We start from the raw sequence: 16,841 nt of genomic DNA on the forward strand, positions 1-16,841 counted from the left end.
ATACCTCCTTTTATGGTCCCATTTCACTCACAGATTTTGGTTCCAATTCCAAATACGTATCTTTTTCAATATCCTGCAAATAGCTTGCGTGATGGCCTGGAAAGCCCTTCATTCTCCAAGCATCCATATTGGTATTTCCACCGTAAATCGGATCGGCATATACACCTTCAAGCGTCGCCATTCGTAACAGCTTAAAGAAAAACTCAGCTGTCACACCATTCATGGACACCTCATCCTTCTGAAATGCAGTCAATATTTCATCCATTTGCTTACCCTCTAATTCGGTAAATGGTTTCTCAAATCTTTTTTTTGCTTCCTCATCCAGTCGAGCAATCCCTTGTCGGAAAATCTCTCCACGATTCAAACTACTTTGATAGCCTTGAGTTGGTGCCCCTTCATAAAATGGCCCTTGCATATATTCCCTAGCATTGCTTCCATAGTGTCCTGCAAGCTGGTTATCAATAAAAAATGGTACACCTAATTCAATGGCACCGGGACCGAGATCATCCTTTGGAAAGATCCTTTCCGTTGCTTGGGAAATTACATTAAATTCATTAGCACTCATAAAAAACTTTAATCCACCCTGCCGTTGAACCGGTACACCCTCTTTATTTCCACCCTCGGGAGCTGTCGTTTTCCCTTCTCGCTTCACATTGTAGCCAACCAATCCACCGATGAGACCCCCACCTATAACGGCACCTGTTGCAATACCTGAGGTCTTAAGAAAATCTCGCCGGGAATATCCTTTCTTATCCTTTTCCATGTCTTTTCCTCCTGTCGCCTTTTTCGTATAAGAAAACTTGCTACTAGATTAAAGCTCGCCAGTTAGTATCCACATATTGGATAAAAATATGCAAATGAAGGCTTATCCAAACAAATAAAAAAACCGATGGAAGCTTCCGTATTGGAAGTCCATCGGTTCTTTCTGCCATCTTAATTGGCTTGATGCTTTTCTAAGAACTCTAGCATAAGGCTGTATACTTTAATTTCATTTTCTTTTTTGGAAAATCCATGCCCCTCATCATCAAGTACCAGATATTCAACCGTCCGACCCTTATCACGTAACTTCTCGACGATTTGATCGGACTCTTCCTTCACTACACGTGGATCCTTAGCTCCTTGAATAACGAGCATTGGCTTCACCATTTCATCTAAATAAGTTACTGGTGAATCCTTGATAAAGCGTTCCTTATCCCGCTCCGGATTCCCAATCCAACGCTCTATAATTGGCTTCCAATGCTCCGGCACCGATTGAACGAACGTAAATAGATCAGACGGACCAAATATATCGACGACAGCGCGAAAATATTCTGGATGGCGACCATGTAGCAGCAATGCCATATAGCCACCATAGCTGCCTCCAACTAAAAACAGTTTATCTCGATCAGCGAAATTATTTTCAAACAACCATTCGATACCCGCAACACAATCCAGACGTGGCCCATGACCCCAATCCTGCTCTACCAGTTTTACAAATTCCGAGCCATATCCCGTACTACCACGGAAGTTCGGTGCAAAGATACTATAGCCACGATTTAAGAAACATTGGAACATGGAGCGAAACATTTTACGCTCTGCAGCCTGAGGTCCACCATGTGGCCAAAATATCATATGACCATTATCATTTTCCGGCTTCGCTTTAAAAAGCAATGCCTCTATTTCCATTCCATCAAATGAAGGATACGTAACGACTTCTGGATCAACCATATCAGACGTCTGTACACCAAGTACTCGATTATTCGTCAGCTGCTTCCATTCTTGACCGTTCGTCGATTGGAAGATGTTATCTGGCACCGTTCCTTTACGACCAAGTAAAAATAGCGAGCCACTTTTTGTCACATGTACCTTTTCAATGACGTCCAATGGCGGAGACAGCTGTAGGAGCTCCTCCGTCTCTAATGGATAGCGATAAAGATGATCTTCCACGCCTCTATCTGTTACCAAATATAATGTCTTCCCATCCTTATGCCAATGAATACTTTGAATCCCTTCCTGTTCAATAGAAAGGACTTTACTAAATTCCTTTGTTGCCAAATCGTATTTAGCTAAATAGCTATGATCATGTTCGTAATCGGTTACGAAATAGATAGTTTGCTCATCTATAAATATTGGATCATGTGCAATATGAACCTTATCCGGATCCGGTGTCAAGTAATGCTTTTCTCCATCCTTGACAACGTAGGATACAACATATGTATTGGCAAACGACTGTGAATAAATAAATGCATCCTCCGCTTCCGAAACAGCCGATAAAAAGGTGGGTGCCTTTTCCCCTTCGTTTATTAAATTATCTGTGCCGTCCTCCAGATGACGAACCCGGGCATTCAAAAAGGTGGGGTTGGATTCAGAAGTGATGTAATAAACCCGCTTGCCATCCTCACTTACATGAGCGTAAAAGTATTTTTCCTTTGGATCACCAGTAATGAGTGGTTGTGGTAATCCCCCGGTTGGTGGCAATGCATATATGTGATGATTCTCATCCCCATCACGATCAAAGCCTGCCAATACATAACGATTTTCCGAATCTATTTTGATGAAAGAACAGGATTCATCATGCTGGGAAAATAAGTATGGAAACGTATCTGGCAAATCCATCGCCCAAAGATTCATTTTTCCATTTAAATTGGTACTGAAGATTAGCTTTTCTTCATCCTTGCTTACTGTAAAATCCATAATGACATACGTCCTAAAAAACTGTTCCACTTGCGGCTTTGGAAACTCTAACACTGTTATTCCCCCTCTTTTTTATACCATCATGGGACCATCTCTTTATTAGAAACCTAAATAGAAAAACGTATAACTATTTAAGTTTTATAAGTAATATTCAGAATGGTTCCAATTACATAAATCATGCTTCAATTATAACCTATTTACTGCCACTTTTATAGCAAAGTCAACGTTTTTCACATGAAAACCCACATCAAACCAAAACTCCTTAAAACAAAGGATTCTTACATTGGAAAGCACGACAGTCACCAAGTCGTGCAGTGACAGCCTTTGTTACAATTACGCAGAAAAAACTTGCCTCATCAGCAAAAAACACCATCGAGCTGAACTCGTGGTGTTCTCTATATTTATCACAGATTAACTGGCTGTAAACCCCCACGGATTGGGGTTTCACTTTATTCAAAGAATCATACATTTATTTTAATTTCGTGGCAAAGACACTTGCATACTTGTTCCCTTTCCAAGCTCACTCTCTATTAAAATAGATCCATTATGCAATTCAACAATTTTTTTAACAATGGACAATCCCAAACCAGTACTATTTTCCGATCGGGTACGTGCTTCATCCACTTTATAAAAACGTTCAAACAGATAAGGTATTTTTTCTTTCGCAATACCAATCCCTGTATCAGCAACTGTTACCGTAAATCGATCTTTTTCTGCCATTGCCTGGATACGAATGACACCATCCTTGCCCGTATAGCGGATTGCGTTCGTTATTAGATTCATCCAGACTTGGTACAACAAGCGTGCATTACCCTGTGTCACCATTTCATCTACATCCCGTTCAATCGTAATCCCTTTTTCACGCCATTGCCATTCCGTTGAGGCAATGATATCTTTTAATTGTTCAGCAATATGAACGGGCTCCGCCAAATCGGTATCTGCCTCACTATCCAGGAAGGATAAAGTCAGCAGCTGCTTACTTAATGTAGATAGACGCCTGCTTTCACTTTCAATGATGGACAAATAATGCTCCCGCATCTCTCGGGGCAATTCTTCCTCTTGCAGGGCCTGCGAAAATCCTTGTATCGATGTGAGCGGTGATTGGATTTCGTGGGATACATTGGATACAAACTCCTGCCGTTTTTCCTCCATTTTGGCTAAACTATCACTCATTTTGGTAAAGTCTGCAGCAAGCCTGCCAATTTCATCACGACGATTTACATTTAATTTTAAATGATAGTTGCCTGCTGCAATTCGCTTGGTTGCAACCGTCAACTTTTTGATTGGACGTACGATAAAGGTGGTACTGACAATGATTAATAAGAAACTAAGCACCAACATAACAAGGAGCAATATCGCTAGAAAATAGCGCATCTCACCAAATTGCTGTGTCGTATTCGGTCGTACAAACAAGGCATGGGTATCCCCATTAATCGTGATGGGCACCCCGACTGTATTCTTTAACTCATTATCGAAAAATCCCGTAACAAATGGTTTCCACGGATAATCAGCAATACCGTGATACACATTACCAGCAAGTACCGATTCAATCTGCTCTCCCGCAAGCTCCTTGGACCGAAATGGATCTCCATAATGCTCTCGCTCACCTGACGGGGAAATTACATGAAACTGATAGCCAAGATCTGTTAGCGTAGAAAGATAATCAGACGCTTTCGGATAATGGTTTCCTTCAAATATGGATACCGTATCCTTAGCTATATGGTAGACTTTTTCATCATTTTGCGGTTTCAAAACATAATGATAATATACATTTGTCAGCACAAATGCAATGACCCCACTAGCAATCATAATGAGCATCGTCATATTGATAATTCGCACATATAATGTTCGCATGCTCGTCCTCCAAACCTAGATGAAAATGATAGCCATTGGCCTGTTTACATGTCTCAACTGATTATGATTCCTGGTTGAACACTTCCAATTTATAGCCCAAACCACGAACAGTTTGGATCGCAAAACCAGCCCTATCCGGAGCAAATCTTTCCCGCAGCCGCTTAATATGCACATCCACTGTCCGATCATTTCCAGCATAATCATTCCCCCAAACGAGCTCAATTAATTGTTCACGGGTAAATATACGATCCGGAAATTGTGCCAGCTGAGCCAATAATTCAAATTCTTTTAACGGCAAAATCATGGTTCGCCCATTTGCATCCACTTCATAGCTTTTCCGATTAATGACAACATGACCAACACGGATTATTTCCTCATTGACCATTTGAAATCTTCTTAACAAAGCTTTAATACGAAACAACACTTCCTTTGGTTCAAATGGCTTTACAATGTAATCATCCGTACCGGCAGAGTAAGCCCGCTCCTTATCGGTAATTTCCCCTTTTGCAGTTAACATCAAGACGGGAATATCATAATAAGAACGAATTTCTGTACATAACTCATAACCATTAACATGTGGCATCATAATATCGACAATTGCTAAGTGTACCTGCTCCGCTTCCAAGATGGCAATTGCTTCCCTGCCATCCGCAGCCTGAATGGTTTGATATCCCTCTTTATGCAAGTAAAACCGCAATAATTCTCGTATATGTGCATCATCATCTACAATTAAGATGGAAAGCATCCTGCATCACCCCATAACCAAATAAATTTAATAAATGGCGACCCCTTTTGAAAGCAATAAGTCCTTCAATTCCTGATATTTATCCCTACTCAAAGGTAATAGCGTGGGATCATCTGTTAATTGAATCGAATATGACCTTGAATAAGCATCAGGAAAAATAGCTTTTATCTGTTCGAGTGGCACAATGAACGATTGATGTGGACGATAAAAATCATATGCAGAGAAAATCGTCTCCAAATTTTTCATCGTGTCATTAGAATGCAGGACTTCCCCATTACGACAATGAATTAATATTTTTCTGCCCTTTTTTTGAATGTAAATAATGTTATGGACGTGAACAATATGGATGCCGCCATCAACCTTCATACCAATCTTATGATTTGTATCTTTGGCAGCAACGGGCGTACTTGATTTTAATTCCTTTACTCGGTTCAGCGCCTTTTCCAATCGCAGTACATTAACCGGTTTGGTAAGAAAATCAACCGGATGAGATTCATATCCCTTTAATGCAAATCCAGCATGGCCGGTCACAAAAATAATCATAATCTCCGGATAAATGGATTGAAGATGCTTTGCCAGCTGCAAGCCATTTATCCCATCCATTTCGATATCTAAAAACAATAAATCAACTGGATGGTTTCGCATGAAATCCATGGCCGCCTCTCCATGATTACACGTACCCACCACTTCGATATATGCGTATGCCTTCAAATAGGACTTCAATAATTGAATGGCATGCTGATCATCATCAACTATTAATACACGGATTTTCAAACAAACACCACCTTCAGATTTCTATTACTTCGCATGTACGGGAATACGAACCGTCATCGTTATTTTATGATCATATAGCTCTGGTACAATTATACCACCATACTTGGTGATGAGGCGTTGAATAGAAGGCAGCCCTATTCCCTCATGAGCTTCCTTCGTTGAAAAACTATGTGCAAACATTTGCTGTAAAGCATCATCCGTTATATTTGTTTCATTGGTAACCCGAATTACAATTTGATCATTTTGCCGGTCAATTTCAATGATGATATCGGATTGTTGCTGTCCTTCCGCTTCATCCATCGCATTTTGGACGAGGTTCCCAAGGATTTTATTCATCTCATATACTGAACAAGGCATGTCCCGTAAATCATCCAATACATGAATTTCCATGGCTATCCCTTTTTGTGCCGCCAATTCACGGAAAGTATGCAGCATGGCACCAGTTGCCGGATGTTTTAGCGGCAATAATTCATTGACTTGCTGCACTTCTTTCACCACATCTTCAATATATTGGCGACTGGCATCATATTGCTCGCTGCTCAGCATACCGAAAAGCGAATTTAAATGTAAATTAAAATCATGACGCTGGGAACGAATGATACTGTAAAACGAAAGCAAGTCCTTCTGATACTGTTGATCCAAGAAAAATTGTACCCGCTCTATTTTGGATAGCAATGTATTCCTTAAGAAGAACATTAAAACTGCAATAATCACCAAGCCCCATAAAATGACAAACACACGATAATTCACCGTAAAATGCGGTAATTCAATATACGTATAAAATAAAAAGGCATTGATTGTCAATAAAATAAGCAGCACAAACGAAAGATGGAACCGATACAGCCCTGCCTGCTCCACATCTCTTTCGGAAAATAAAATATCAGGAAATAATACCGGCGCCTTTTGATACATCATCATAGAAATAAAAATATTATTCATTAATACAAACAACGTAAAAAATGCGGAAATCGCCAAGTCTCCCGCAGTTTCCATTCCGGCAAGAATATCAAAAATATTAAATTCCAGTAGCTTTACAATTGCTAAATCAAACATCATCGCTAATAATACAGCTACACTTGCATGTAAGAAACGAAGCCGGAATATAAACTGAACAACAGGCAGCATCAAAAAATAAATGATAAGTAAGCCATAAGCTTCCCCAACATAATGAATACTCATACCATATGCCGCTGCCCCAACCACGCTAGTAAAGAAAATCTGCAGCACTTTCGTAGACGGTTTGACACTTACAAGCGAAAGCCCTACAGAAAGACTCGTATATAAAAGAACTGCCAAATGCAGTATGAAAAGTAGCAAATAAAGTGTTGCTGCATCCATCGAATCACCTATCGAAAAACATATTATTACAAAGTATATCATAAACCAATAGTCGATTAACGAATGAATGCTTCATAGAAAGCATATGAGTAAACCAGTTTTTGAATTAAAAACATGCTCTGTTTGGAGTGATTACGTATGAATCTTTTGCTGGTTAAGCAGAAATTTTTTCAATCGCACGGATTTCTTCCGGAGCCATTTTGAAGAAATATATATTTGACTTAACATCCTTGAAGTATTCGACGACATCCACATATGATCGATTCCGAGGAGTTTGAGGTGTTGCACTCGGAAATCACCCACCCTTCGTTACATTCAACGACGCTTCGCTTTACTTTAAGCAACTAATTTTCTTGAGATTGGATTCATTATACAATTCAGTGAAACTTCAATCAGGGGGGTTTTTGCACTTCCCCACGGATTGTTAGTTGAACCAAACAGGCCTTTACTGGCTGTTGCCCCCCTTACAATGCTTGTTATTAACAATAATTCCTGCAGTGGGGGGCTTACAGCCAGTTAATCTGTGATAAAAAAATGCAAGTTGGATTTGTGACTTGAACTCCAACTTGCACTTTTGTTTTTTTATGTTTTTTGTATAACTTTATTCCGCGATGACCTTACATACTGCGATGCGTTCTTCGGTAATCCATTGCTCAATATAAGCATTGGTTTCTTCTAATGTGAGTTCTTGAATGATTGGGATTAGCTGTAGATAATCCATGCCACGGTTATGATACCAGACATAGTTATCGGCAATGACCTCTAATTCATTCATCCCGCGAATAAGTGTGCCGATTTTACGTTTTTTCATACGTGTAAATGCTTCTTCCGTTAACTTTTGATCCTTAATGGAAAGGAGTAATTCCTTAATATGCGCTGCAAAGGCATCTGGATTCTCTGCATTGCTGGCAATCAGGCTATATCCATGGTCTCGTTCCGCATTACTCATAAAGTTAAAGGAGTAATCGATTAAGCCTGCTGCATACATGTCATTATAGAACGGGCCGCTTTTACCGAAGAAATAATCCAGCAGCATTCCATTTAGTAACACTCTTTTTACCTGTGGAATAGAAGCAATCTGTTGCATGTCTTCCTTAATTCCAATGGCACTTTTTTGAACATTAACCGGCATTGAAATGGTTTTCTCTGCTTCATAAACCGCTGTCGGCTCCGGTTCTGTAAAGCGGATGATTTCCTCAGGTGGGGCAAAATCCTTCCCATTCTGATTTTCCTTGATTACTTCCATCATCCGCTCTGGATCAAAGCCACCCGCAATGAATAAAACCATATTAGATGGATGATAAAATGTTTCATAGCAAGTGTACAAATCCTCTTTCGTGATGGACTGAATGGAATCAATGGTACCGAGTACTTCATTTCGGACCCCATGGTGATGGTACATGGCCTCCTGAATTCCAACAGACACACGATGATCTGGCTGGTCATGATACATTTGCGCTTCTTGTACAATGATTCCTTTTTCTTTTTCTACCGTTTCATCGGAAAAATATGGTGCCTGTACAAAGTCGAGCAAGGTTTTGACATTCTGCTCCTTATTATCCGTTGTAGAGAATAAATAAGCAGTCTGTGTAGCACTAGTGTAAGCATTCGCAGACGCGCCCTGATTCATAAATTCTTGAAAGGCATCATGGTCTTCCTTCTCAAACAGTTTATGCTCTAGAAAATGAGCGACGCCATCTGGGACGGTAACTTTTTCAGTTCCACCTCGTGGAATAAAAGACAGATCATTTCCACCGAAATCCGTTACAAAGGTAGCATACATATTACGTACATTTGCACGTGGTAATAGAAAAACTTGTAAGCCATTATCCAATACTTCACTGTAGATTACTTCATCAATGGTTTGATATTCCTTTTTATTCATTTATTCGCTCACCTCACTTGTCAACAGATAAACAGTATCTTCTTCCACTTTATGGGCCATACGAACAACATCTTCTCGAGACACAGCTTGAATCGCAGCCACTGTTTCTTCCGGTGTTTGCGTACTGCCTCCCAATTGCTGCATATACGTAAGATCAATGATTCCGTGCGCATGCTCCATATCAGCATAAAACCCGTTTATTAGCATGGTTTTATTTTCGTTTAGTTCCTGATCTGTAAACTGATCAGAGCGGATATCTTCAAACTCCTGTCGAATAATTTGCAATGCCTTTTCATAGTCCTCTGGAGCAATACCGCTATAAATAATGAGTAAATCTTGCAAGCTATCAAAGCCGGAGCCAACATAATATGCGAGACTATGTTTTTCACGAACGTTAAGAAATAGCTTGGAGCCTGGTCCACCACCAAGCACACTATTAAATACTTGTAATGCAGCAAAATCTGGATCTCCAAATGTGGTATTGGTGCGATAACCAATATGTAATTTTGCTTGCTGTAATTTCTGTCTCTCCATGATTTCTATCTGTTTTCTTGCCGCTGCATTTTCCTTTACCGCTGCGTGCTTAGTTGTACGCACACGATTTTCCGGAAGTACATCCTGGAAAATCTCAGAAACCAATGCAGTAACCTCAGACATATCTAAGTCCCCAACGAGATATAAATCTACTTCGTCTTCCTGAAGCAGCTGCTGGTAGGTCGTATATAAAGTTTCCCCTGTTATGTCATCCAAATCAGATTCATAGCCTTCTGCACGAATCTGATAGGGATGTCCTGCAAACATTTCATCAATTAATCGCATATTGGCAAAGGACATCTTATCGTCCAGAAGAGATCGTAAGCGCTGGCGAATCGTTTCCTTTTCCCGTTCCACAATCTCCTTATCAAATGCCCCGTTCTCGATTTTTGGAACGAACACAATTTCCTTTAACAAAGACAAAGCATCTCGTAGAATGGTATCCTCATTTTCAATATACTTTTGATTTGCTACTTCCAAGCTTGTCTCCAAAATATGATAGGTTCCACGCTTCATTCCACCTAAAGATAAAGCTGCACCATATAAGTCATCCAATCTTTCCGCTAGTAGAGTTGTATTTGGATATGTTTTAGAGCCTTGTCTAAGTACCATTGGCAAAAGAGAACGACTCGTGATGGTATCACGCTTTAATTCCCCTTTTATTTTTAAAGAAATTGTTGCTGTTTTAAATTGTTTGCTTGGAATTAAATGAAGCTTTAATCCACAGACGTCCACCGTTTGTTCATGAAGCAATGCCTTCATTTCCATTCCCCCATTTCTAATCATTTTTCATAATCGAAAGAAATCGGCCACACAGCCGATCTCTCCCATTTGTATTATTCACCAGTAAAATCGTTTTCGATGATGCTTTCAATTGTTTCAATATCCGGATGTCCTTCAGCAAGCAGGAATACGTAATTTCCTTTTGCTGTTGCAGGTAGGTATCCTTCTTGGCCTTCAAAAACAACCTTCACTTCCCCTTTATCCAAAGCATGCTTTAGATTTTCGGAGTCTGCTTCTAATTCATAGATTTCTACCGGAAGCATATCTTCCCCACTAATAACGAGATTAATATTATCTTTAAAGTCAGGAACATCTCCAAATCCTTCTTGAATTCCATTCACTTCCAAGCCTTTTTCCTTCAACAAGTCGATGAATTCCTGAAAGCCTTTATTTTCTGAAGCAACCTCAGCGGCATCTCCTTCTGCCTGTTCTCCATTATTATCAGCAGCTTCCTCATCCGCTTTCTCTGCATCATCACCATTTTGCTGTTCTTCCTGTTTACCTGTATCGCCATCGTCCTTCTTATCTGAATCACTACTGCATGCTACCATCCCTACTGCAAATACCAATAACATTAAAAGTGTCAAAAGCTTTTTCATTATGAATTCCTCCTGTTTGATCTTATATTTTTATTTTTATTCATAAACACTTTAAAAAACTGGTAGTAACTTAGCATCTTTTTCGCTTTGCAATTTCGTTAGATGTTGATATAACTCATTTGACTCGGACAGCTCCTGATGCGTACCAATGCCATTCACTTCACCTTGATCAATGACAATGATTTGATCTGCATTCTTCACATCTTTCAAATCATGACTAATCATGATGGTCGTTCGATTTTTCATCAATTTCTGCAGTGCTCTTTCAATCAAATATTCTGATTGGGCATCTAAATTGGAAGTAGCTTCATCCAATAATAAATATTGGGAATCCATGATAAAGGCACGGGCAATCGCGATACGTTGGCGCTGGCCGCCAGATAATTTAGAACCAAACTCACCAACCTCTGTATCAAATCCATCCGGGAACTCCTGGATAAACTCCAAAGCAGCTGCCATTTTTGCTACATGCACGAGCTCCTCATCCGCTACTTCTCTATCAAGCCCATAGGTGATATTTTCCCGAATCGTACCAGATATTAATGGGGTTGACTGCGACACATAAGCCATTCCATGTCGCCACTCATCCAGGTTGATTTTTTCCGCTGGCATATTCCCCATTAACACACGCCCAACATTAGGGTCATACAATCTTTCAATGAGTGAAAAGATAGTTGACTTCCCTCCACCACTTGGTCCAATAATAGCGGTAACCTTACCTTTTGGTATCGTAAAATTAAGATTAGAAAGAACCTTTGTGTCTGCATAGCTGAAGGACACATTTTCCAGTACGATATCTCCGGATGTTTGCTGTTTCGCATCGTCCAGGGACTTATCACGTTTCAAAACCTCGTCTTTGGAATCCAGGATTTGGGCAATTTTTTCGGATGCTCCCTTTGCTTGCTTTAATGTCTGCCAGAAGCGTCCATACTGCGTCACACTCATATGCAAATACTGCACATACATATAAAATGCGATGACCTGACTTACCTTCATTTCACCTTTACTCACAAGGTAGCTTCCATAAACCAATACAATCCCAATAATAATTCCTTGGATACTGTTCAAAAGCGGTTGTGCAAATAAATCTACAAGTGCACGTTTTTTATCTGCCTGATACTGATCTTGAATAATGGTCTTGCCACGATCTATTTCCTTATCTTCTTTTCCAAATGATTTGACCAATCGGATTTTCGGTAAACGCTCTGCAAAAAATGCAGTTAGACCGGAAAATGCATGCTGAACACCATACTGCGTTTTTTGTGTGAAATGACCCGTAATTGCCGAGACAATCAAGATATACGGAATGATAGGCAGCAGCGCTAACGTAAGCTTGGAGCTCATGCCATACATAATAATAAATGACCCCACAAGTCCATACGTTGAATTTAATACATTATTTAAATCCGCAACTGCACGATCAATAAAGCCCGGGTCCACTGTAATCCGACTAATAAGCTGTAAAGACGGCTGCTTCTCATATTTACGCATCGGCATCCGAATCAGCTTTGGCCAAATAATCCACTGGATATTTCTCATTACAATTGGATTGGTAATGTAAATAAGAAATGCAGAAATTGCAGCAAGTGATAGTGAAGCAATCATCAACACAAAGTATTTCGATACAATTTCAAAATCAAAAATGTTTCCAGCAAATATTTCTGACATCACGACTGGTAAACCGAGCGTAAAAGTAGTTGACGCAAACAGACCAATCAAAGCTAGAATGTATAAATGCCAGGGTAATTTGGCTTTCAGAACCAGTTGAAAAAATTCCTTCCAGCCATGCTTTTTTGTTTCTTGCATGTGTCGCCCTCCTTTCCAAGCACTTCATTAGCCTGCATTTGCTTCAGTCAAGTACTCTACAAATAATTGATACAGCTTGTTCGATTCCATCAGTTCATCATGTGTTCCAATTCCATCGACCGTACCCTCATTCACAACAATAATTTGATCTGCATCCCGAATGGTCGATAAGTCATGGGCGATAACGATGGCACTTCTACCTTCCATAAGATGCTCCATCGCACCTTGGACGGCTTTTTCAGACTTACTATCCAAGCTTGCCATTGCTTCATCCAGCAGTAAAAATTCTGCATTTCTGAGCAGTGCCCTTGCAATCGCCACGCGCTGCCTTTGCCCGCCGGACAGGTTTGTACCACCTTCTCCAACGTTGGTATCAAAGCCATTTGGTGTGTTGCTAATAAACTCCAGTGCGTTTGCAGCCTCTGCAGCTTGGCGTATTTCCAGTTCGCTTACTTCCCGATCAACACCATAAACGATATTATCGCGGATCGTTCCCGAAAGCAGTGGACTATCCTGTGCTACATAGCTGAACATCGCGCGCCAATCTTGTAAATGATATTCTGCAATATCCGTATCACCGAATTTGATTTTTCCTTGATCAGGCTCGTAAAACTGCTGCACCAGGGAGAGAATAGTGGACTTACCGCTCCCACTTGGACCAACAATCGCCGTCGTTTTACCATATGGTATAGTAAAGCTTAAATCCTTCAATACCCTCTTTTCCTCCCCATAACTAAAACCAACATGATCAAAGGTTAAGTCATGACAGGTGTCCTCTAACTGTTTATTGCGGACATATTGCTCCAAATCGCCTTCTACTAATACAGATATTCTTGAAGTTGCCCCTTGACTTTGCTTCAACTGCGTATATAACAATGCGAAGGTTTCCAAAATACCCCAAAGCATCCCCACATACATGAAAAATGCAATCCATACATCTAATGTTATTGCTTGTTCAGAGATAAGATAAATACCAAAACCAATCACAAACATGTCTTGCAATAAATTCAACAAACTGTTCAATGGGTTTTGGATCCAATCAACTATTGCTCTTCGGAAGGATGCTTTATAGTAGTATTGAATTTTCTCCCGCCCACGTTCATTTTCCTTTTTCTCCATCGCAAACGATTTGATGAGTGGAATACTGGAAAGCAGCTCCGCAAAAAACTGAGTCAATGTCGACAAACGATTATGGGTAATCTTGTTCGTCCGGTATTTCCACTTTCCATACCAGATGTTTGAAAATGCATAGATTGGGATATAAATGAGTACACCTGCAGCCAATCGCCAATCGTAGGTGAATAATACAAAGACGACACCAATCATCGAATAAGATGCTGCAATGATGGATGGTAGCCAACCGGCGAGCACAGAGCTAATTGTCGCTGTATCATTCGCTGTACGACTGACCATTTCATTCGGCTTTACCTTGTTAAAAAGGGAAAGTGGCGCCTTCATTAAACGTTGCCAAATTAAACTACGATAGCTTACGTCTACTTTATACATGACGAGTTTATTGAAAAAACCAATGATTCCTGAGCTTAACACCCTAGCAAAAATTACAATGACCGTCCCATAAATGACCGTGTTTTCTAAATTACCGGCCATTACTCTTTGTGCATATTGTGGGAAAATCAAGGATAAGGTAGAATCACCGATATAAAGTAATGTAAGAAATATGAGCCATCCCCAAGGAAGCTTTGCTTTGAAGATTAAACGAATATACGCTTTCCATATTCCTTTTTCAGCCTGCTTTCGCTGTTTTTTTGTTTCTAGCTTGTTTCCCAAACAAAACACACCCTTCTAAACAGCCTGCAAAAAACAAAGTACCCCAAACACATGCAGCTGTTCCACCTACACCAAATCACCAAGTCGACCTACAATTTCATCTCTTGTATATGCACCAATAATGGTTTTTACGGGCTCACCATCTTGAAATACGAGTAATGTTGGATAGGCCATGATGTCATATTTTACAGCAATTTCATTCGTTCCGTTCATCCCTTCATCAAAGGTTACATGAAAGGAAACAATTTTTAATTTGCCATCAAATTCTTCGCTAATCTCCTCTAATACAGGAACAATTGCCTGGCAAGGACCGCAGCCTTCCGTTGTAAATTTGACGATAACGGGGATGTTTTCCTCGATTACTTCTTGCTGAAAATTTTCTGTGTTGATATCTTTCACTTCCGCCATTATTTCCACTCCTTGAAATTATAATTTTCTAATTATTTCATCAACATAAATAGATAATACAGATAGAATAACGATTCCAAAGTACATATACAATAGCTTTCGTTCATACTGGTAGGTATTCCGTTTATTCTGTTCATATTAAGGTTTATTCAGCATGTGGGTGTTCCAGGAAAAGGAAAGGACTTTGTATACATTCACCTCCTCCCTCCATCGGCAACTTTGGGTCCATTAAAAAAAGCTGTTATTCCCAATTTGAGAATAACAGCTTGCTTGGTATAAATTGTTGGTTATTGCTTTTCTTCGATTAGTTTTACAATCCGATCTGAATATTGATGGCAGGCTTCTTCTGTTTTCGCCTCCACCATCACACGTACGAGTGGCTCTGTTCCAGACGGACGAACCAAGATTCGTCCTTCATCGCCAAGCTCACGTTCTGCAGCTTCAATTTCACGTTGGATTTTCTCATCCTCTAGCACTGCAGCTTTATTTTTTACTTTAATATTTTTTAAAACCTGTGGGTAAACTGTCATTTCAGCTGCCAATTCAGATAACTTTTTACCAGTATCTTTCATGACATTAACAAGCTGTAATGCGGTTAACATCCCATCGCCGGTCGTAATATAATCCAAGAAAATAACATGGCCGGATTGCTCGCCTCCTAGATTATAACCACCACGTCGCATTTCTTCCATGACGTAGCGATCTCCAACAGCCGTTTTGTCACTACGCATACCATGCTCCTCAAGTGCCTTATAAAAGCCTAGGTTGCTCATTACAGTAGAAACGACCGTATTATGACGCAGGAAGCCTTTATCATTCATATATTTCCCACAGATAAATAAGATTTTATCGCCATCGACAATATTTCCTTTTTCATCGACAGCAATCAGACGATCACCATCTCCGTCAAAGGCAAGGCCAATATCCGCTTCCTTATCTACTACAAACGCTTGTAAGGTTTCCGGATGTGTAGAACCAAATCCGTCATTGATGTTCAACCCGTCTGGGGAAGAACCAATGGAGAAAATATCAGCTTCCAAATCGGCAAATAAATGTGTTGCCAAGCTCGAGGTAGCTCCGTGTGCACAATCAAGCGCAATGCGCAGTCCCTCAAAATCATTATCAATTGATTCTTTCAAATAGGAAAGGTATTTCTGTCCGCCTTCAAAATAATCATTCACTAAACCGATATCCGCTCCAACTGGACGTGGTAGCTCATCTTCACTTTCCAACAGTCGTTCAATTTCCGCTTCTTGCTCATCCGCTAATTTAAACCCTTCTGGACCAAAGAACTTGATACCATTATCAGCTACCGGATTGTGAGATGCAGAAATCATTACACCTGCCTGTGAGCTTGTTGCTTTTGTCAAATAGGCAACTCCAGGAGTAGAAATGACACCAAGGCGCATTACTTCTGCACCAATAGAAAGCAACCCTGCAACAAGTGCGCTTTCCAACATATGTCCAGAAATACGCGTATCGCGACCAATTAAAACTTTTGGTTTATTTGCATCCTTTGTTAACACATAGCCACCACAACGACCTAGCTTAAAAGCTAATTCCGGTGTTAATTCTTCATTTGCAATTCCTCTAACGCCATCAGTACCAAAAAAATTCATTTTAAATACCTCTCCTTTATTTCCTGATCATGCAT

General features: G+C 40.1%; 13 protein-coding genes. All 13 read right to left on the reverse strand.

The features are described from left to right. Window positions 1-10: 10 nt before the first annotated feature. Window positions 11-763 (reverse strand): gluconate 2-dehydrogenase subunit 3 family protein, encoded by a 753-nt coding sequence (locus DX933_RS17160; protein ID WP_123317664.1) that lies wholly within the window; start codon window positions 761-763, stop codon window positions 11-13. A 170-nt stretch (window positions 764-933) separates the two neighbouring features. Then, window positions 934-2,727, reverse strand: a complete 1,794-nt coding sequence (locus DX933_RS17165) for a S9 family peptidase (protein WP_123317665.1) — start codon at window positions 2,725-2,727, stop codon at window positions 934-936. 420 nt (window positions 2,728-3,147) lie between these two features. Beyond that, on the reverse strand, window positions 3,148-4,527 hold the full coding sequence (locus tag DX933_RS17170; RefSeq protein WP_123317666.1) for a sensor histidine kinase: 1,380 nt from the start codon (window positions 4,525-4,527) through the stop codon (window positions 3,148-3,150). Window positions 4,528-4,588: 61 nt separating this feature from the next. After that, complete coding sequence (locus tag DX933_RS17175) at window positions 4,589-5,272, reverse strand: response regulator transcription factor (RefSeq protein WP_123317667.1); 684 nt, start codon at window positions 5,270-5,272, stop codon at window positions 4,589-4,591. A gap of 27 nt (window positions 5,273-5,299) precedes the next feature. Continuing rightward, entirely contained in the window at window positions 5,300-6,046 is a 747-nt protein-coding gene (locus DX933_RS17180) for a LytR/AlgR family response regulator transcription factor (RefSeq protein ID WP_123317668.1), read from the reverse strand. A 24-nt stretch (window positions 6,047-6,070) separates the two neighbouring features. After that, window positions 6,071-7,384 (reverse strand): sensor histidine kinase, encoded by a 1,314-nt coding sequence (locus DX933_RS17185; protein WP_190279575.1) that lies wholly within the window; start codon window positions 7,382-7,384, stop codon window positions 6,071-6,073. 601 nt (window positions 7,385-7,985) lie between these two features. After that, window positions 7,986-9,269: an EF-P 5-aminopentanol modification-associated protein YfmH gene (gene yfmH, locus DX933_RS17190; protein WP_123317670.1), complete on the reverse strand. Its 1,284-nt coding sequence runs from the start codon at window positions 9,267-9,269 to the stop codon at window positions 7,986-7,988. Further along, the gene (gene yfmF, locus DX933_RS17195; RefSeq protein WP_190279576.1) at window positions 9,270-10,565 is read right to left on the reverse strand and encodes an EF-P 5-aminopentanol modification-associated protein YfmF; all 1,296 of its coding nucleotides are present in this window, start codon (window positions 10,563-10,565) and stop codon (window positions 9,270-9,272) included. A gap of 74 nt (window positions 10,566-10,639) precedes the next feature. Then, a complete protein-coding gene (locus DX933_RS17200) occupies window positions 10,640-11,185 on the reverse strand; it encodes a hypothetical protein (protein ID WP_123317672.1) in 546 nt (181 codons plus the stop codon). Window positions 11,186-11,236: 51 nt separating this feature from the next. Beyond that, window positions 11,237-12,991: an ABC transporter ATP-binding protein gene (locus DX933_RS17205; RefSeq protein WP_123317673.1), complete on the reverse strand. Its 1,755-nt coding sequence runs from the start codon at window positions 12,989-12,991 to the stop codon at window positions 11,237-11,239. 27 nt (window positions 12,992-13,018) lie between these two features. Then, window positions 13,019-14,779 (reverse strand): ABC transporter ATP-binding protein, encoded by a 1,761-nt coding sequence (locus DX933_RS17210; RefSeq protein WP_190279577.1) that lies wholly within the window; start codon window positions 14,777-14,779, stop codon window positions 13,019-13,021. Window positions 14,780-14,845: 66 nt separating this feature from the next. Then, window positions 14,846-15,187 carry a thioredoxin family protein gene (locus DX933_RS17215; protein WP_123317675.1) on the reverse strand — a complete coding sequence of 114 codons (342 nt, stop codon included), beginning with the start codon at window positions 15,185-15,187 and terminating at the stop codon, window positions 14,846-14,848. 287 nt (window positions 15,188-15,474) lie between these two features. Then, window positions 15,475-16,806 carry a phosphoglucosamine mutase gene (gene glmM / locus DX933_RS17220; RefSeq protein ID WP_123317676.1) on the reverse strand — a complete coding sequence of 444 codons (1,332 nt, stop codon included), beginning with the start codon at window positions 16,804-16,806 and terminating at the stop codon, window positions 15,475-15,477. Window positions 16,807-16,841 lie beyond the last annotated feature (35 nt).

The sequence above is a fragment of the Ornithinibacillus gellani genome (assembly GCF_003730295.1).
GTDB classification, from domain to species: Bacteria; Bacillota; Bacilli; order Bacillales; family Amphibacillaceae; genus Ornithinibacillus_A; species Ornithinibacillus_A gellani.

Bases quoted from the DNA above. Each gene is read 5' to 3' on its own strand.
- DX933_RS17170 (WP_123317666.1), bottom strand. From the start codon at position 4,527: ATGCGAACATTATATGTGCGAATTATCAATATGACGATGCTCATTATG.
- DX933_RS17200 (WP_123317672.1), bottom strand. From the start codon at position 11,185: ATGAAAAAGCTTTTGACACTTTTAATGTTATTGGTATTTGCAGTAGGG.
- yfmF (WP_190279576.1), bottom strand. From the start codon at position 10,565: ATGAAGGCATTGCTTCATGAACAAACGGTGGACGTCTGTGGATTAAAG.
- yfmH (WP_123317670.1), bottom strand. From the start codon at position 9,269: ATGAATAAAAAGGAATATCAAACCATTGATGAAGTAATCTACAGTGAA.
- DX933_RS17205 (WP_123317673.1), bottom strand. From the start codon at position 12,991: ATGCAAGAAACAAAAAAGCATGGCTGGAAGGAATTTTTTCAACTGGTT.
- DX933_RS17160 (WP_123317664.1), bottom strand. From the start codon at position 763: ATGGAAAAGGATAAGAAAGGATATTCCCGGCGAGATTTTCTTAAGACC.
- glmM (WP_123317676.1), bottom strand. From the start codon at position 16,806: ATGAATTTTTTTGGTACTGATGGCGTTAGAGGAATTGCAAATGAAGAA.
- DX933_RS17215 (WP_123317675.1), bottom strand. From the start codon at position 15,187: ATGGCGGAAGTGAAAGATATCAACACAGAAAATTTTCAGCAAGAAGTA.
- DX933_RS17175 (WP_123317667.1), bottom strand. From the start codon at position 5,272: ATGCTTTCCATCTTAATTGTAGATGATGATGCACATATACGAGAATTA.
- DX933_RS17185 (WP_190279575.1), bottom strand. From the start codon at position 7,384: ATGGATGCAGCAACACTTTATTTGCTACTTTTCATACTGCATTTGGCA.